Source organism: Kordia sp. E (assembly GCF_056033805.1).
This window is the reverse complement of sequence record NZ_JBRASR010000001.1, coordinates 275,680-293,998: the sequence shown is the minus strand read 5'-3', so window position 1 is coordinate 293,998 and position 18,319 is coordinate 275,680. Positions and strand designations below refer to the sequence as shown.

The following is an 18,319-nucleotide window of genomic DNA, read 5'->3' as shown; positions in this document are numbered from 1 at the left end:
GGAAATACTATAATTTAGCTAATTCTTTATCAATTTCTAGATGGATTGCCTCAATTTGAAGATCATATTTGTCGGTGTCTTCTTTTAATGCTTTTTTCATTAATGCAAACACCTTTAAACGTAATTCACAGTAGCGTAACAATGTTTTATTTTGTTTCTTAATCTCAGAAGGCATACCTTTTAAAGTGTCCATTTGACGAACGATTTCCAAGTTTTCTTTCCAAGCAGGAATTACTTTTTTATCTAATTCAAGGATCAATCCAAAATTACTTTCAGTATCTAAACGGTCATAAAAAACCAATGAATTTTCTTCATTTTTTGAGAACTGTTCAAGTTTAGAATTATAGAAGTTTTCCGTTTCAAAATCAGTAAATGCATAAATGCCTGCAAATAATCCGACTCCTAAAATCAATAATGATATAAATCCAATTCCAGCCGCTCTCCAACGAGAAAAGAAGGCATATTTATGCTCTTCATGTTGTTTAAAAAGATCACCAAAATTTTGTTCTACCCAAAAAACAATAAGTCCTGTATAGATAGCAGGAATAATTACTTTAGGAATTTTTTCTACAATGTAATCCGGAATTGCAAAAATAACTGCAAACAATGCTATCGTTACAATAATTGAGATTATTAGTACTTTATTTCCTTTTTCTGTCTCATTCAGCGCTTTATAATTTTCTCGTATCAAATAACCAGCAGCTAATGGACCGCCAATAAATGTCGCAATACCAATTGCTTTTGGAGAATAAAATGTTAATTCTTTTGTGTCGATTTCTTGCTGCATTTTTAGAGTTTAAAAAGGGGAATTTGTATGTGTCAAATATATTAAATAAGCTAGAAACAAGTAGGATATTATTCATCAAAAGTAATCTTTGCGCTAATATATTCTGGAAGCAGAGCAACAGCATTTTTCAACTTTTCAACATTGCGTTTCTTCAATATTTCATCTTCAAGATAATAGATGTAATTTTGATATAAAAAATAAATCAGCACTCTATTATAATCATCCAGTTGTGTGTCTTTTATCATTTCCGACATTGCGTGTTCAATTTCTTCACTGTTTTTCGATTCAGACAAAGCTCTTCCAGTTCTACTAATACTTCCAAAGTAATGATTTTCGACAGGATTTTCAATACGTAAACTAATACCAAAAATTAAATCAGAAACATTAATATTCAGTTCTTCCAATTCTCGAATGTAAGTTTTTCGTCCTGCATGTGCATAACTCCCATCTGATACTCTATCAAAGCGATCATTCATAATATCTAAATGTGATCGCAGAAAAATTTCCCAATTAACCGTTTCGGCAGCTAGTAAAGCAATATTTGCAGCATGTTCTCTTGGACTTGAATCCATACTACAGCTTCCCATTACTTTGGTGTTTCGCATTTTATCTAATAAAGCTGACTTTTCTTTTTTGGGAAGTTGTTGCCAGTTTTTAGGTAAATCTCTGTAGAAATCTTGTCCGGCATCTTCCTTAAATTTGGTTGTTGTTGTATCAATCAAACAATTTGAATAGCCAACCATCGTAGCATATTTTTTAGCTAATGGTTCTGCTGTAAATGTATTGGGAAAATAAAATGCTCTTAAAGATTCACGTGAATAGGCAGCTTTACTGTAATAACTATATACCCAACTTTTCTCTTTTAGATTTTTATAGTTTTCTAAGTTTTCGGTTTCTTTGATTGCAATTTCGCGACCAGTATCTAAATTTATTTTGCGAAACTCAACAGTATCTTTCCCGTAATAACTTGTGTATTGATTTTGTACAATAAGCACATTTTTTTCAATTGTAGTTTGTGGATATTTTTTAATAAACGTTTCAAAATCAATTTGATTTTCTATGTCTTTCTTTGCACCGAAAATGTCTCCTTTGGTAAGTTTAATCATGTGTCCGACAGTTTGATTTTTCGCTAAATACACTTTGTCAAGATCACAATATTTGTATTGAAGATTTAATGAATCTACAATGTGCGAAAGTTTGTTCATGGTTAATTTGGTGTAAATCAAACCATTTTCATGCGTGGTAAATTCTCCATCTTGACCAAGTGCTTTTATACTAGATGCCAAAATGATTAGAATTAGTAGTTGTTTTTTCATCTCTATTCGGTTTTAACATATAACGATTAAATGATTATTTTATTTAAAAGTATATGGATTTAGTATACGATAAAACACGGAATAAGTGAGCGTTACTTTTGAATTCGTAAACAGGTAAATAATTAATAATCACCACTGCGTAATTTTTTATAATAAATTCGGGCAATGTTTGGATGCTTTGAAGAGTAAAATATTGGAATAATTTTACCATTATTAAAGTTGTTATATTCACTGCTACTAATATCAATTGTAGCTTCTTGTCGCTCATTATTTTCATCTAAAAATTGAACATCAATACTTTGAATCGTTTTTCCGCGTTTGCCATAAATTCTAGTTTTATCCACAATAGTGGCAGTTGTATAGACACCATTTTTGGCAAGTTCATCAGAACTATAACTAGTAGTTTTCCATATAAAACATGCACCAAAAATAAACAGTGAAGCAATGCACAATAAAAATATAGGAATAGCCATGTATTTTAATAAGCTTCTTAGCAATGTATCTGCTGTCCAAAAAGATAAAATTACTGTAATTACACCGCCAACAATTGCAAATAACATACTGTATTCTTCAGCAATATGATCGGGGATGAGTTTGAAAAAAAGGAAGATATTAAAGATTAATAAACTTGCTGGAAGTAGCTTTTGAAATAGTGATAACTTTTTTTGTTCTGTTTCTTCTGTGGTTGTAGTCATAATGAATAAATGTTTTAATTGTAATCGATTTAAAACGGATATGTAAAGATGTTATTAATTCGTTACAAAATAGCTTCTAAAGCGGCTTTAAGTAAATTTGTATAGATTCTTTTTGTGTCTTTGCCTCTAAATCCAGAAGCGCGTGCAATTACATTTTCATTAGTGTCTAATACAATCACAGTAGGAAACCCTTGCGCATTGTATTTTTTCCGCAATGCCATATACACATCTATATATTCTTCACGTAAAATTTCTTTATTTTTAGGGAAGTCTAATTCAACCAAAATAAATTCTTCTGCTAATTTTACGAATGTATTTTTAGCAAAATATTTTTTCTCTAATTCAATACAAGCGCCGCACCAATCGGAGCCTGTAAAAAACAATAAAATAGGTTTTTTTAGTCCTTTGCTGACTTCTCGTGCTTTGTTATAATCTAAATACCAGCGTAAATTATGGCTATCTGTTTTGACGTATTTGCCTTCTTTTTGCGCATGGAGATTGCATACAACAAACAACGCGAATAGAATTGTAGTAATCGTTTTCATAGGTGTGGTCTTAATGTTGATGAAAAGATATTCAATTCTAAGGAATATTTATAAATTATTACATAAAATCTACTGCTGTTTTACTTGCTTCCCACTTTTACAATACATTTTTTATTTAAGACAACTACACCAACTTCTCCTTAAAAAAATCAATTGTTCGTGTCCAAGCTAATGTTGCAGCTTTTTTGTCATAACGTGGTGTTGTATTGTTGTGAAAACCGTGATTCACATTTGGGTAAAAATGTGCTTTGTAATCAATTTTAGTTGCTTTCAATACTTTTTCATACGCTTCCCAACCTGCATTGACGCGTTTGTCCAAGTCAGCATATTGAAGCAATAAAGGTGCTTTTATTTTCGCGGCATCTTCATCATTTGGTTGTCTTCCATAAAAAGGAACCGCAGCTTTTAAATCGTCTAATTTAACAGCCATCATATTGGAAATCCAACCGCCAAAACAGAAACCAACAACACCTACTTTTCCATTGCAATTCGGATGCTTCTTTAAGTATTCATACGCAGCAATAAAATCTTCCAACATTTCGTTTAGGTCACGCTTTTTCTGCATCGTTCGTCCATCATCATCGTTTCCAGGATAACCGCCCAAAGGAGTTAAGGCATCTGGTGCCAGACTTATAAAACCTTCCAAAGCAGTTCGTCTGCCAACATCTTCAATATATGGATTCAAACCTCTGTTTTCATGAACGACAATAACGCCCGGAACTTTTTTTGAGACATCTTTCGGTAACGAAAGCAATCCTTTAATTTTTCCGCCACCTTTTGGAGAATTGTACATAATATAATCCGATTGTAAACGCGTATCATCTTTCGGAATTTCCGCAGTTGTTTTGTAATTTGGAGACATAAAACTCATCAATGCTCCAACAGTAACACTTCCTGCGGCATACAATGAAAGTCGTTCTACAAACTGACGACGCCCAATTTTATTATGTGCATAATCGTCATACAAATCAAATACTTCTTGTTGAATGTCTTCTTTCTTTAACTCGCTCATGATGTAGGTTTTTTTGATGACTAAAGTTACGGAATTTGAAAGACTTTGAGAATTTGTTATTTTAGTTACATACTAATTCCAAAATCAAATTCACTAGGTAATACACGAATACAATCATAACTTATAACGTTTTTTTAGTTCCATCATGTAGCAAGCGATACATAATAGTATCTTCTATTAATAAGCCTTCCGATTGTCTGTTTGGCCAACTCTTATTATAATCTTTTGGATGATGCACATCAATCCCAATGATTTTTCCGTTAAAAAATGTGTTGACTTTTGATTGTAATGTGTGTCCAACAACAATTGATTTGGCGTTGAATGTTTTTAGTTGAAAATCAATTTGTTCTTGAGATAAATCTTCTCTAAAATATCCGCGATACCACGAAATTCCTTTGCGTGTAGAAATGATCAATTCGGTAGGTTTTTTTTGTGGTGTTGGAAAATATGCTGTGTAATAATACTTGCGCGAAATGGTATTCATTTCTTCTAACGACAAGCCTAATTCTGCAACTTCAGGATGAATGCCACCATGAACAAAAATATGTCCGTTGATTTTTTCGATTGCATTCTTGCTTGACAACCATTTGCCTAAAAATGATTCCTGACTATACAAATCGTGTTGTTGTTTATCTAAAATTGCCGAAACTCCTAAATACTTCTGAGAAGCTGCGCCAAACTTTGCTTGCATGTTTTTTAATTCGTGATTCCCAATGATAAAATGTACTAGCCCATTATGTTCTTTTGCTGCTTGTTCTAATTTGTATACAAACCATAAAACTTGTGTTGTTGAAAACCCACGATCGACAAAATCACCAACTAGTACTAAATGCCCTTTCCCAAATGTCCAATTCAATTCGGCGTCGATTACGTTTTGCTGAATCAAGAAATCGCGAAAGGTTTTAAAACCACTTTCAATATCTGAAATAGCTATAATTGGATTGCCGTCATTGTAAATCGTTTTTGGTGTTTCAAGTTTGGTGTTAATTGTGAAATCAAACGAAGTATCTTCTAGTGGGAAATAACAACTCCCAGGAATTATTTCGGTAGTTGCATACGTTTTTTTTGTAGTGTAAAAACCATCTTTTTTGTTTCCTTTGAGGTAATTCACGCTAAGTGTAGAATCATTTTCATAAAAAACATACGGACCATCTTTATCAAGATTCATGCGAGAAGGATGATCACCATAATGAAGTGACGCGCCGTGATACAATCCGAAAGAAATTGCGATTATTGCTAAAAATAAAAAAGTTAAAAAGATATGTTTTAAATATCGAACTATTCGTTTTTTCATGATGATGAGTGTTTAATTATTTCCGCAAACTTATGCGCGAGTGATTGTCCAGAAAAGCTTTTGGGTTCAACAACTCGGGAAAAGTGATACAATGATTTTTTTTGAGGTTGAAGTGATTTTGTCACACATTTTGGACAAAAGAACCTCAGATTTTGGTCGTTTGTCAACTTCTTTTGTTTGCCAATCGTTTTCAGCTACATTTGTGCTATGTCATTCAAAAAACACTATAGGAAAATATTATTTGGTATCGGAAGCGTGATATTGTTATCTCCGATAGTGATTGCGATGTTTGAAATTATAACTTCAGAGAAAAATTCGATCACCTTTTTAGGAGATTATCCTCCGATGATTAGTTTGGGAATTCTTGAAGGATATATAGTTTTATTAGGATTTATGGTGTCCATTGTATTGCATTGGTTGTTTAAACGAATTCGATCTATATTGAAGTTGAAAAAAGAGCAACAACAAATGGAATTGTCACATTTACAGAGTCAAGTAAATCCGCACTTTTTCTTCAATATGTTGAATAATTTATATGGTTTGGTTGATAAAGATTCTAAAAAGGCGCAAGCGTTGATTCTGAAACTGTCCGACATGATGCGCTATAGTATTTATGATGGACAAAAAAGTAGCGTATCAATTCAAGAAGAAGTAGCTTATTTAAAAAACTATATTGAGTTACACAAAATGCGCTATCACAAAGAAATTGATGTGAAATTTGATACAAACATTCAAAATGAAAAAAGTGAAGTAATGCCATTATTGTTTATCATTTTACTGGAAAACGCATTCAAACATGGTGTGGAAAATTTGCATGAAAACGCTTTTGTTAGAATCAATTTGAAAGCAAATCAAGATGAAATTCACTTTAGTGTTGAAAATAATTTTGATCAAGAATCGGTTACTGATGAAAACGGAATCGGATTAAAAAATCTGCAAAGGCGACTGGAATTGGTCTACCCTAAAAAACATTTAGTATCTTTTACCAGTGAAGAAAACATATACAAATCGCAACTAACCATTCAACTTTCATGATTAGTTATGTAAGATGAATTTGTTGAATAAATCGAAGTTTTTCTTTTTCCGCAGTATAATAATTGTTTTTCGTTAAAAATTTTTGAATCCTTGGAGAAAATTTAGGAAAAGAATTATGGTTTTAGTTTTCGATAGAAAAACTAAAAATACCTCTGGAAATGCTGTGCATTCATGAATACCAAAATATGAAGTAAGAATGCGTGAACTAAAAATTCCCTTTCTTTTGTTTCTTTTCTTTGGGAAAGCAAAGAAATCAAAGATTCATGAGTTCATTGATTTAAAATAGAAAATGTACGAACTAAAACGAAAAAAGGAATAATATGGTATTTAGTAAGACAGTCTTACAGAGTGCTAAAAATTATAATTAAAAAAATATGGCAAGCATAAGCTATTTAATTATTGACGATGAACATATAGCGCACGATATCATAAAAGGATATTGCAATTTGTTGCCAAATATGGAATTGAAGAAACATTGTTACAACGCGCTAGAAGCAATGGAATATCTAAACGAACATGCTGTCGACTTGATTTTCCTCGATTTAAATATGCCCAAACTCAAAGGATTTGATTTCTTAAAAACGTTATCGCATCCGCCAAAAGTAATTGTAACAACGGCGTATCAGGAATATGCTTTGGAAGGTTATGAATTGAACGTTTCAGATTATTTATTAAAACCATTTTCTTTTGAGCGTTTCTTAAAAGCGATTAACAAAACTGTGAGCGTTTCATCGAAAGTGAAATCTGTAGTAACGGAAAAAAAGGATGAAGCTTCTCAAAGTATATTTCTGCGTTCGCAAAACAAATATGTGCAAGTATTTATCAATACAATATTGTATGTTGAAGCTTCAGGAAACTATACAAAAGTAGTTATGGATTCAGAGACAATTTCCATTCGCGAAAAGCTTTCCGATATGATTGCGTTATTGCCAACAGAAGACTTTTTACAAGTGCATAAGTCGTTTGCAGTCGCTACAAAACGTATCAATAGTATTGAAGGCAACCGAATTATGATTGGAGATCATATGATTCCTATTGGGAAAATGTATAAGGTGAATGTGAATGCGTTGGTGAGGTAGTTGTAGTTAAGAACTAAAACTCGTATTAATTATAGCCATTGTTGTGTGTTCGTTATTTTTATATATCATACATCCAATCCATTTCGGATTCAATCCAATATAGTCCATCCAAATCATTCTTGCCATAATCACCAAACATTGACTCTTTAAGTTCAATTTTATTGTCGTTGAGTTCAAATAATCCATAAAAAGGATCTTGATAAGACCTAAAGCATTCGTGGTTATTAGGTTTTGATAACCAATATATTTTGCCCCAATATTTTAGAAACTTATTATTTTCAACTTCTAGTTTAAGCGCAACTATATCATCTGCTCCAAAATTTCTATCGTTTTTATTCTCACTTGATGCAAATCGAGAATTTAGCAATAAAGCAAGCAAATATTCCAAATCAGTTTTTCGCTCAAGTTTTGACAAGTCAACAATTCCGTTTTTTTCAAATAGTGGTTTTATTATATCTAATATTTTTTCAAACATTCAGTCAAATTATCATTTAATTTATTTTCATTCTCATTAATCTTTCGTTCGCTTTAATGACACACAACGGTTAGTATAAGAAACGTATGGCAAGTGACAAGCAATACCTTTCGGATTGGTACTAAGCCAAATATAATATTTTGCTTTTATATTTTTTGTTGAAAATACTAAATTTTATATTTGGCGTACTTTTTAAATAAACACAGATTTTTCGGCAAGCCTAAACTGCCCTATGTTTTTTTATACATTGTTAGGCTTTCGTACTTCTTTTAATCGAAATTGAATGTTTCTTTTATAGTATTTGAAGAAAGTAAATTCTTAATAGATTCTAATTTATCAGGGCTTTGTAAAAAAGGGTGTTCTTGATATAATTTTTGATATTCAGAAGTTACTTCATCTTTATATTTTTCTATTTTTTTATCTATTACTTTATTGATGTTAGTAATAGTATTTTTCTGAAAATGTAAATTTATTGGGTCAACAAATCCCATTTTTATAAATCCCGCTGTTTTTCTTGCACAACGACAAGGATTGTTTTTGTTAATAAGACCACATTTGTTGTCCATAAAATTGTAGAGTTGCTTTTTTGCTCTATGTAGTTTAACTCTAAAATTTTCTTTTGAAATTTCCATTATTTCGCTACCAATGACATCAGTAAATTCAAATAATTCTCCAATTATGTATATCATTCGTTGTTCTCGGTCAAGACATAGTAACATTCCTTTCATACAACTAATTTTGGCTTCTTTTACTAATAACTTATTTTCAACTTCGTAAGAATAATCAGAAAGAGATTCATTAGGTAGTTGCTCAATTCCTTGTCCAAACTCTTCGAATGTTATCGAATTGATTTCATATTTACCTCTTTTCATATTTAGAAAGTGATTTTTTACAATCCGATATACCCAAGTTTTAAAGCTACTTTTTTGTTTAAATGAATCCAATTTTACAACAATTTTTATTAAAACTTCTTGTGTTAAATCTCCTGCTTCATTTTTATCACCTACAAAAGTTAAGGCGATATTATAAATCCAATCTTGATGTTTTTTTATAAGATTTTCTAATGCTTTTTTATTACCATTAAGCGACTGCTCTATTAAAATAGAGTCTGAAGTTTTGATGTTGAGCGATTTCTTCATTTTATAAATTTAAGAAATAACATTTTGCCTTTAAAAAAACAAAATGTTATTAGAAAGGTATTATTTAGTCATTAAAAATTGTCCGTGAGGATTATCTATAACCATTAACCATTCTCCATTTTCTTGTTTTCTTAAGACAGCAACAGAAAGACCACTTTGTTTAATTTCAGTTCCGTCTGGTGCTTTTGCAGTCATTTCCCAAGGTGCAATATGAGTAGCAATATCTCCTGAGATAAATACTTCGTGACCACTATAAGTAAAAACTGGATTTGCCATTGACATTCCTGTGAACATTTCTCTTAAAGCATTTGAATCAGATACTGGTGATTCTGGTTCAAATACGACAACTGAATTAGGTTCATAGCAAGACATAACCTTGTCAATATCTTTGTTTTCAAAAGCTTTTGTCATTCTTTGGATTGTGTTTAGTACATTTTGTTCTTCTACTGTCATCTTTTTTGTTTTATTTGTTTGTGAATTAATTGTGATTGAAGCCATACAGAATAGTATGACCATTAATAATTTTGATTGCATTTTGTAAATCATAAAGTTTCGTTTTTATAAATTATTACTCGCTTTATGACTTAGACACAACCAAAAGATGACTGTTACAGTAGATGTGAATTTATTATAAAAAAATGTTATTTCTGGGTATAAAGCCTAACGTTAAATATATGGCGACTTTGCAAATAGACAGACCTTTGGGTTAAACACTAATCGCCCTATTTGCTATATATAGTGTTAGGTGCTTTTTTTACTTTTTCAATTCTATCCATTAATTTTTGAAAGTCAACGACCTCCTTATCTATTTTTTTCAGTTCATCAAGCTCTTCCATAACAACTGATTTATTTACTATTTTAAGAATTGCTGGTTTATGGATTTTAATATTTGGATTCCACTTCATTATTTCAAATACAATTGAGCGTTTTATGTCTCCAATTAATTTTGGTCCATCATAATAGACTTCCATTACCTCATATGGAATTTTGGGAATAAAGTCAGTTTTTATTTTTTCTTGAATCGGCTTCTTTGTTGGATAAAATAAAATGAGTTTTTCCTGATTCGTTTTAGTCCAATTATCTAATTCAATTGCATAATTAAAATTGTCAATTCCTGATTTAATAATAGCAAGCAAAATCAGTATTGCAATACCCATTCGGATATATCCATCATTTGCAAATCCCCAATAGAATATTCCTCCAGCAATTAGAATACCTATTAAATTTGATTTTATGATTGATAGATATTTGTTCATTTTTTGTAATTGCACCTAACGTTTTATATAAAAATTGAAGCGTTTAAATAGAACGAAACATCGAGTAAGAAAATAAATTTAATTAACCAACAGAAGCCTTAAAAAATGGCTAATAATAGCTTTTGTTTTTATATTGTGTTAGCCACCGTTTTTATTATGAAAATTGAACTTGACAGAAAAGGATTAGAAACACTAGTAAAAGGTAGTCAACCTTACTACAATGAATTTGAAAATACCTTAGTTAAAAAAGCAGGACACTCTTATAGTGACCAATATGGTAGAACAAGTTGGGGTAGTTTAGGGAACCTAACAGATGAAGAGCTTTACAAACTATACTTAATTTGTAGAAATAGTTGGTCTTAAATGGTGGCTAACGGCTAGCATATGAAACGTAAGGGATTTAACGAACTTACCTATCAAGTTTGCACTGAGCCATATTTGCGATTAGACACAAATTTAAACTTTTTAATCAACTCGTCAAATTGCAAATTTGGCGGGCTTGATTAAACGCACAAACGCTTCGTAAACCACTGAACTCCTTATGTTTTATGATGCATTGTTAGGCACCGTTTTTATTCTGTTATTAGTTTGTCTAAAATTGGAGGAAGGCTTAATATTCCTCTTGCTCCTTGTATCATATGTTTAATTGGGTCTACAGATTTATTCTCAATACACTTATTAATAAGAGAGAAAGTCTCAGTCATCTTGTTAATTAGAATATTTGTTTCTTTATCTAGTTTTGCAACGTAGTTGTCTAATTCATCAATTGTTACAATATCAACTGTTGAATGCAAATTCCATGCTTCAGAACCTTTCCAATGTAGCCGCATTTTCTTTTGCTCTTTTATTACCATCTCTTCTTTCTGAGCATCAAAATAGGTTTCAAATAACTTTCCTTCAATAACAACTATTGGGATAATTAAAGTACCATGAGAAAATATGTCTTGTTGTTTTTTCACATATCCCTCATAAAATTTCTTCTCTGAATAGCAGGCTGATATTATAGATTGAAGAGTTGTATAGACAAGGTCATTTTGTTTGCTAAATGCCTGTTTGCCATTGAATCCAGGTCTATCTGGAGTCCCAAATATTGAAAGTGTCTGAATCTCTTTGTCATTGGCCAATAACCATAAAATTGAATCTGCTATATTTGAACTAATTGATTGAGCAATACATGCTGAGGATGAAATTTTTGAATTTGTATCAGTGAAAATTACCCAAGGTTTATCAGCGCTCCACTTACATTCTGTCAAGTACATTATTCGCAGAAAAGAATCATTAACTTCAACTGTTCGTTGTGCAATAACATCAATTTCTTTTGGTGTATTTGTTTTGTAATCATTAACGTACCTACCTTGAAATGTTGAGAATTTCCATTTTTTAAAAACATTAGCACACCTATACTCTAGCGGAAAACCTTCACTATTCAGCCAGTCAAGAATATTTTTTTCTAAATTTTCATTTTGTGCCATAATTTTCACTTCTGCGGTTAAATGGTGCCTAACGTATGTATAATAAACATATGTTCATTATACAACTTATATTAATTCCCAATAAAGGTAAGTCAAATAGTACAACTATACAATGAGGTTTCCCGTAATCAGTAACATAATACCTTAACAATTACATCTACACATTACCCCAAAACAGCAACCAATTCACCAAAATCAGAAATACAATACTTAGCAAATGTTGATTTCTCTTGTCCAAATTTAAAAACCTGTATGGTTTGTAAACCCAATTCAAAACCTGCTTTTAATTCTGAATTCGGATTGTCGCCAATTATATATACTAGTTTCGGGTCAATCTTTTTTTCTAGAAGAATATGTTGAAAAATTCCTTTCTTAAAAATTCGTTTTGAGTCAAGAATATCGTCAATATAAATTTCACTAAACTGTTCTTTAATTCCTAACGAATGAATCTTAGCATGTTGCAGTTTTGAAAACCCAGTAGTGACTAGTATTTTCTCTTGTGGTAAGTTTTCAATTATATTAAAATCATCAAAGGGTTGTATGTTCAGTTCATACTCATGCGCATTTATCAAACGAGCAAATTCAGCATTTTGGTGATCGTCAAAACTGTATTTCTGTGATACAAAGTCAAAAGGATATTTCCATAACTCAGGAACAATTTGTGCAGTCAATACGGTTCCAAATTTTTTGATCAACAACGGTTCAAACTGATCAAAGATTGGTTTTACAGCTTTTTTACCAATAGATTTGGTTTCAAATAGCGTATCGTCTAAATCGAAAATTAATAACTTGTTCATGTGTTTTAGATAAATCTAATTGCTAGCTACAAGTTATAAAGTTAGTATTTAAAAGTTAGTTAATAATAGAATAGCCGGAAGAAAAAACCTCCCGACTATGACTGAACCAAAGTTCACTAACTTGTTCACTAAGTTTTAGCAACGCCAGCATGTTTCATGATTAAACATTGATACAGCATTATTTGGAATTGTTGCTTGTACCGCATCTTTTGGATAGGCTAAGTAATGATGAGGATTAAGATACTCAAGGCATATTGTAGCGCAAGTAACAGTATTAGTTCTCCCTCCAGAAATACGAGACTTTGTTAAGTTAGAAATAGAATTCTTGTTAAGGCTTAAAGACTTTAAAGTTCTTTTTTTCATGATATATGTTTTAAAATTAATTGAGGTAAAACAAGTTCTTTTTTTTAGAGCAAAAAAGAAGAGGCACTGATGATTTATAATTTATCAATACCTCTTTCATATACTCTAAAATCAAGGTGTTTTTTAAAAGCCTGGCTGGTTGCATCCAACATATTCTGTTGGCGGAGGTGCTTTTACAGTTCCTCCATTTGTAATACAATGCGAAAAAATACAGCTTTCATATTTAGTTTGACACTCTCGTGCTATTGTTAAATCATAAGCGTTTATTGTTGGTTCCGTATTGATATGAGTATTTACATTTCCTCCGATGCTTCTATAGAGTAACGTTAAATTTGAAATTCTATACGTGTGTAGTGTTAGGTTTTTGAGGTTCTTTTTTTTCATGAAATATATGTTTTATAATTAATTATAATAAAGCTAAAAACAATAGATGAAAATAAAAGATATGCCATTGATGATTCATAAATCATCAATAGATAAGCTGTTTTTTGTAAGAATTTTTAAGAATTGAGAAGGATATATACCAGTATGTGCCTTAAAAGCTTTCGAAAATGTTTCCTGTCTCTTAAATCCAAACTCAGCTGCTATAGCTGTCATATTATAGGATTGTAATGTTTTATTATTCTTCAATTTGATTAAAGCAGCATCAATTCGCAATTCGGTGATATAGGTTGTATACGATTTTCCTTTATAAGTATTAATTATTTTGGATAAATAAGAAGTATTAGTTCCCAACTTTTCTGCCATAAAGCTTAAACTACATTCTACCAATAAATAATCTTCATTCTTTTCAAAATCAGTGATTCTGTCTAAAATAACTTTTGCCTTATTATCTAGTATCTTCTCCTTTTTGGAAGCAATTTTTTTCTTCTTTTCTTCAAGAGCAGCTACTTTTTTAAGTAATTCCTGAAACTTTTTCTTTGTATGTTTTTCTCTTACTTTATAATATATAATGCTGCTTATAAAGAGGGCAAGTGAAATAATAGCTATCATAAGTAACCATTTTTTATTTCTTGATTGTGTTGTCAACTTTTTTCCTAAAGTGTCTATTTCTGTATGTAGAGGCGCAACATCAACTAATTTATGTGTTTCATTATTGATTTTTAAATTTTCAACACTCTGCTTTTTTTCTAATGTTGAATAGTTCTCAAAATGAAGTGATGCTTTTTCAGATTCTCCTACTTTATTATAGGCTAATGCAAGAAATTTATGCAACTCTTTTTCATTAATATTTATATTATCAGAAGTTTTTGTAAATGCCAATGCTTTTTCTAAATACTGTATAGATTCTTGATATACGTTTAATTTATAGGAGCTTTTCCCTAAATAGAATATGGAAGTAAGATGTAACCCTTGATTATTGTCATTCAATGTAGCATCTTTAATCTGTTTTGCTACAGAAATACAATTATCATATTCAGCTCTTTGATACAGAATAATAGCTTTATTCATTAAAAGTGGATAGTATAACTCTGGCAAGTCTTTAGTGCTACATTTTGTTAATCCGGCTTCGTTGTATAATTCAGCCTCATCTGGGTTTTCTAACCACAGATACGAGTCGGCAATATTCAGAAATGCAATAAGTCTGTTCACCTTATTACCCATGTTATCTTCTAAAGTATCCAAATGCTTTAATACTTCTTTGTATAAGTCAATCGCTTCTTCAAAATCTTTATGTAGCTTCTTTATATAAGCGATATTAGATAAAAGAGGAATTTTATAAGTAATCCCTAAATCTTGTGTGTATTCCATGGCTTTTAAATACGCGACAAGTGCTTTAGAATCTTCACCTAAGTCATTAAGAATATCTCCTTTTAAGAAAAAACACTTATACAAAAGCAATTCATTTTTGAGTAATGTACTTTTTGATAAAGCCGATTCAATATGCTGTAAAGCGTTTTTATTTTTATGTAATTTATTATAGCAATTAGAAACATTATAAAACGCTTGTGCTTTTTGTTCATCATTAATATCAGGTAAGCTTTTAGCTTGGATAGCATACTTTAATGCGGTGGTAGGATTTTTATATATAAATTCAGAATATAATTTAACCAATTCATCAAATGATTTACCGTTTGACAAATCAGTCTGAGCATTAGTATAGCTTAGAAAAATACAAAATGCGAGTAGAATTAACCGTTTCATGAACAAACTCTTTTTTAGAACTGTAAATCTAGAACAAAAAAATATTGTCATAAGACTTTTTAATAGTAAATAAACCTCTAGAATATATGCTGTAGTATAAAATCATTTCAACTAATTCAGTGTTCATAAAAAGCCGTTTGAAACGTTCCTGTAGACTTACGAGAAGATTCTGTTGAAGCACAAAATAGTGTTGAAATCTAACAATGAAGATGAAAGGTTTATAAGTTTACACTTTGATTCATAATTTAGAAAAACAAATCCACAAAAGCATAATGCCCAAATCCTAAAATCTAAAACCTCAAAAATTACCTCAAAAAATGTATCTTTGAAACGCACACAACCAACCAATATGATATACATAGCAATCTTACGTGGAATCAATGTTTCTGGAAGTAAAAAACTGCCAATGGCAGAACTTAGAACACTGCTTTCTAGTTTAGGATTTTCAGACGTTCAGACGTATATTCAAAGCGGAAATGCAATATTTACATCTGAAGAAAAAGGTCAAGAAAAATTGGGAAGTCAAATAGCAGCAGCTATCAAAAAGCAATACGATTATGATGTACCTGTCTTAGTGAAAACAATTGCACAATGGAAAATAGCAATAGCTAACAATCCATTTACAGAAGGAGACATTTCAAAACAAGCAATTACATTTTTAGCAACAATTCCAGAAACAACAACAATTGATATTGATAGTAAAGGCGATCAATTTAAAATCATAGATTCAGAAGTATATCTTTATTGTCCAAATGGTTTTGGACGTAGTAAACTTTCAAACAATCTCTTTGAGCGCAAACTCAAAGCACAAGCAACAACCAGAAATTGGAAAACGATTTATAAATTGTTACATCTCGCGGAAGCGATGGAGGAAGAATGAAGTTATGAGATATAAGAATTGAGTAATGAGATTTTTAGAAACGTCACTTCGAGTGAAATTTTTAAAAATTTTGTATCGAGAAGTATTATGAAATTAAAAAGTATTTTAGAATTAAAGAATAACAAACACCTAAAAGCAAAGCGACTTAACAATAAAAAAGAATATGCAAGAAAAAAAAGTAACACCAAGAGGCGCTTATCCACACACTAAACGTGTAGGCGATTTTATATTTGTATCAGGAACAAGTTCGCGACGACCAGATAATACGATTGCTGGTGTTGATATCATTGACGAAATGGGCACAAAACACTTAAACATTGGTACACAAACACGTGAAGTTTTAAAGAATATTGATAAAAATTTACAAAGCGTCGGGGCTAGTTTGGCTGATGTGGTAGATGTAAGTTCGTTTCTAGTAAACATGAATGATTTTGCAGGATACAATGAAGCATATGGCGAATTCTTTGACAAAGCTACAGGACCAACACGAACAACAGTTGCTGTACATCAATTGCCACATCCAGATTTGGTAGTGGAAATTAAAGTGGTAGCGTACAAAAAACAATAATCCATCGCATGAAAAAAATTCTTAACTATATCAACGGAAGTTACGTTGAACCAAAAAGCAACGAATGGATTGATAATTACAATCCTTCAAATGGAGAAGTGTATGGGCAAATTCCAAATTCGTCTGCTGAAGATGTAGAAGCTGCATATGAAGCGGCAAAAGCTGCGTATCCAAGTTGGTCAACAACAACGTTAGATGAGCGAAGTAAAATTCTTGGCAATATAGCAGATTTAATAGAAGAAAACTTAGCAGCGTTGGCACATGCAGAATCGTTGGATAATGGAAAACCGTTAAGTTTAGCCACTCGAATAGATATTCCAAGAGCAACAAGCAATTTTAGATTCTTTTCGCAAGCAATCACACAATTTTCAAGTGAAGCACATGAAAGTATTGGACTCAACGCAGTGAATTTTACCTTGCGACAATCCATTGGAGTTGTCGGTTGTATTTCGCCTTGGAACTTACCTCTATATCTCTTCACCTGGAAAATTGCTCCCGCATTAGCTACAGGAAATACAGTAGTTGCAAAACCAAGCGAAGTAACGCCAATGACAGCATATCTATTAGGTGAAATTTGCACAAAAGCAGGATTGCCAAAAGGAGTTTTAAACATCGTTCATGGTTTGGGACATACTACTGGACAGGCAATTACGGAACATCCACACATAAAAGCAATCTCTTTTACTGGCGGAACAGCAACAGGTGCGCATATTGCTAGAACGGCTGCGCCAATGTTTAAAAAACTTTCGCTAGAATTAGGTGGAAAAAACCCAAACATCATCTTTGCGGATTGCGATTATGATGAAATGTTGAAAGTTACAGTTCGATCTTCCTTTGCAAATCAAGGACAAATCTGTTTATGTGGTTCACGAATATTTGTAGAAAGAAACATCTATAAAAAATTTAAAACTGACTTTGTAGCACGTGTGAAACAACTTAAAGTTGGAAATCCATTTGATGAAACAACAAAGGTTGGAGCATTGGTTTCTAAACCACATTTAGAAAAAGTAAAGTCATACATAAATATCGCAAAAGAAGAAGGCGGAACTGTTTTATGTGGCGGAAATGATGTTGTCGTGGAAGGATCTGAAAACGGATACTATTTGGCACCAACAATCATAGAAGTACAAACAGATCAATGCCGTGTAAATCAAGAAGAAATATTTGGTCCAGTAGTCACAATGATGCCTTTTGATACGGAAGAAGAAGTATTAGCAATGGCAAATGGAGTTCGCTATGGATTATCGGCAACACTATGGACAAACAATCTCAATCGTACCATGCAAATGTCTAAACAACTAGAAGCAGGAATTGTTTGGGTAAATACTTGGTTGTTGCGAGATTTGCGTACACCTTTCGGTGGAATGAAAAACTCTGGCGTTGGACGCGAAGGCGGAATGGAAGCATTACGATTCTTTACCGAACCAAAAAATATTTGTATTAAATACAAGTAATTATAAA

Annotated in this window: 21 protein-coding genes; 6 read left to right on the top strand and 15 right to left on the bottom strand. The window is 31.6% G+C overall.

Annotation, left to right across the window (positions count from 1 at the left end; translation table 11 throughout):
* Positions 1–7 precede the first annotated feature (7 nt).
* From ACUUYC_RS01455 to ACUUYC_RS01430, 6 genes are all read right to left on the bottom strand, one after another.
* Positions 8–787, bottom strand: a complete 780-nt coding sequence (locus ACUUYC_RS01455; protein WP_474263060.1) for a hypothetical protein — start codon at positions 785–787, stop codon at positions 8–10.
* A 68-nt stretch (positions 788–855) separates the two neighbouring features.
* A complete protein-coding gene (locus tag ACUUYC_RS01450; RefSeq protein WP_474263058.1) occupies positions 856–2,103 on the bottom strand; it encodes a hypothetical protein in 1,248 nt (415 codons plus the stop codon).
* A gap of 122 nt (positions 2,104–2,225) precedes the next feature.
* Positions 2,226–2,798, bottom strand: a complete 573-nt coding sequence (locus ACUUYC_RS01445; RefSeq protein WP_474263056.1) for a hypothetical protein — start codon at positions 2,796–2,798, stop codon at positions 2,226–2,228.
* 62 nt (positions 2,799–2,860) lie between these two features.
* Complete coding sequence (locus tag ACUUYC_RS01440) at positions 2,861–3,343, bottom strand: thioredoxin family protein (RefSeq protein ID WP_474263054.1); 483 nt, start codon at positions 3,341–3,343, stop codon at positions 2,861–2,863.
* A gap of 124 nt (positions 3,344–3,467) precedes the next feature.
* Positions 3,468–4,355 (bottom strand): dienelactone hydrolase family protein, encoded by an 888-nt coding sequence (locus ACUUYC_RS01435; RefSeq protein ID WP_474263052.1) that lies wholly within the window; start codon positions 4,353–4,355, stop codon positions 3,468–3,470.
* A 121-nt stretch (positions 4,356–4,476) separates the two neighbouring features.
* On the bottom strand, positions 4,477–5,649 hold the full coding sequence (locus ACUUYC_RS01430; protein ID WP_474263050.1) for a metallophosphoesterase: 1,173 nt from the start codon (positions 5,647–5,649) through the stop codon (positions 4,477–4,479).
* Between the two features lie 207 nt (positions 5,650–5,856).
* Here ACUUYC_RS01430 and ACUUYC_RS01425 point away from each other — a divergent pair, with 207 nt between their 5' ends.
* Both ACUUYC_RS01425 and ACUUYC_RS01420 read left to right on the top strand, forming a co-directional pair.
* Positions 5,857–6,684 carry a sensor histidine kinase gene (locus ACUUYC_RS01425; RefSeq protein WP_474263048.1) on the top strand — a complete coding sequence of 276 codons (828 nt, stop codon included), beginning with the start codon at positions 5,857–5,859 and terminating at the stop codon, positions 6,682–6,684.
* Positions 6,685–7,058: 374 nt separating this feature from the next.
* Entirely contained in the window at positions 7,059–7,763 is a 705-nt protein-coding gene (locus tag ACUUYC_RS01420) for a LytR/AlgR family response regulator transcription factor (RefSeq protein WP_474263046.1), read from the top strand.
* Between the two features lie 58 nt (positions 7,764–7,821).
* Here the strand turns inward: ACUUYC_RS01420 and ACUUYC_RS01415 are convergent, their stop codons facing one another.
* The 4 genes from ACUUYC_RS01415 to ACUUYC_RS01400 form a co-directional block, all read right to left on the bottom strand.
* Positions 7,822–8,238, bottom strand: coding sequence for a hypothetical protein (locus tag ACUUYC_RS01415; RefSeq protein WP_474263044.1), 417 nt, complete (start codon positions 8,236–8,238; stop codon positions 7,822–7,824).
* A gap of 269 nt (positions 8,239–8,507) precedes the next feature.
* Positions 8,508–9,377 carry an RNA polymerase sigma factor gene (locus ACUUYC_RS01410; protein WP_474263042.1) on the bottom strand — a complete coding sequence of 290 codons (870 nt, stop codon included), beginning with the start codon at positions 9,375–9,377 and terminating at the stop codon, positions 8,508–8,510.
* A gap of 60 nt (positions 9,378–9,437) precedes the next feature.
* Positions 9,438–9,923 (bottom strand): YybH family protein, encoded by a 486-nt coding sequence (locus ACUUYC_RS01405; RefSeq protein WP_474263040.1) that lies wholly within the window; start codon positions 9,921–9,923, stop codon positions 9,438–9,440.
* 176 nt (positions 9,924–10,099) lie between these two features.
* Positions 10,100–10,633 (bottom strand): hypothetical protein, encoded by a 534-nt coding sequence (locus ACUUYC_RS01400; RefSeq protein WP_474263038.1) that lies wholly within the window; start codon positions 10,631–10,633, stop codon positions 10,100–10,102.
* Positions 10,634–10,789: 156 nt separating this feature from the next.
* On the opposite strand from ACUUYC_RS01400, the gene ACUUYC_RS01395 reads away from it, so the two are divergent.
* Positions 10,790–10,996 carry a hypothetical protein gene (locus ACUUYC_RS01395; protein WP_474263036.1) on the top strand — a complete coding sequence of 69 codons (207 nt, stop codon included), beginning with the start codon at positions 10,790–10,792 and terminating at the stop codon, positions 10,994–10,996.
* Between the two features lie 209 nt (positions 10,997–11,205).
* Here ACUUYC_RS01395 and ACUUYC_RS01390 read toward each other — a convergent pair whose 3' ends face one another.
* From ACUUYC_RS01390 to ACUUYC_RS01370, 5 genes are all read right to left on the bottom strand, one after another.
* Positions 11,206–12,105 carry a hypothetical protein gene (locus ACUUYC_RS01390; protein WP_474263034.1) on the bottom strand — a complete coding sequence of 300 codons (900 nt, stop codon included), beginning with the start codon at positions 12,103–12,105 and terminating at the stop codon, positions 11,206–11,208.
* A 164-nt stretch (positions 12,106–12,269) separates the two neighbouring features.
* Positions 12,270–12,902 (bottom strand): HAD family hydrolase, encoded by a 633-nt coding sequence (locus ACUUYC_RS01385; protein WP_474263032.1) that lies wholly within the window; start codon positions 12,900–12,902, stop codon positions 12,270–12,272.
* Between the two features lie 135 nt (positions 12,903–13,037).
* Positions 13,038–13,265, bottom strand: a complete 228-nt coding sequence (locus ACUUYC_RS01380; protein ID WP_474263030.1) for a hypothetical protein — start codon at positions 13,263–13,265, stop codon at positions 13,038–13,040.
* A 123-nt stretch (positions 13,266–13,388) separates the two neighbouring features.
* On the bottom strand, positions 13,389–13,649 hold the full coding sequence (locus ACUUYC_RS01375; RefSeq protein WP_474263028.1) for a hypothetical protein: 261 nt from the start codon (positions 13,647–13,649) through the stop codon (positions 13,389–13,391).
* Positions 13,650–13,724: 75 nt separating this feature from the next.
* Complete coding sequence (locus ACUUYC_RS01370) at positions 13,725–15,410, bottom strand: helix-turn-helix domain-containing protein (RefSeq protein ID WP_474263026.1); 1,686 nt, start codon at positions 15,408–15,410, stop codon at positions 13,725–13,727.
* 325 nt (positions 15,411–15,735) lie between these two features.
* Between ACUUYC_RS01370 and ACUUYC_RS01365 the strand changes: the two genes are divergently transcribed.
* From ACUUYC_RS01365 to ACUUYC_RS01355, 3 genes are all read left to right on the top strand, one after another.
* Positions 15,736–16,290, top strand: coding sequence for a DUF1697 domain-containing protein (locus tag ACUUYC_RS01365; protein ID WP_474263023.1), 555 nt, complete (start codon positions 15,736–15,738; stop codon positions 16,288–16,290).
* A 163-nt stretch (positions 16,291–16,453) separates the two neighbouring features.
* Positions 16,454–16,858, top strand: coding sequence for a RidA family protein (locus ACUUYC_RS01360; RefSeq protein ID WP_474263021.1), 405 nt, complete (start codon positions 16,454–16,456; stop codon positions 16,856–16,858).
* A gap of 8 nt (positions 16,859–16,866) precedes the next feature.
* A complete protein-coding gene (locus ACUUYC_RS01355; protein WP_474263019.1) occupies positions 16,867–18,312 on the top strand; it encodes an aldehyde dehydrogenase in 1,446 nt (481 codons plus the stop codon).
* The last annotated feature ends 7 nt before the right edge of the window (positions 18,313–18,319 follow it).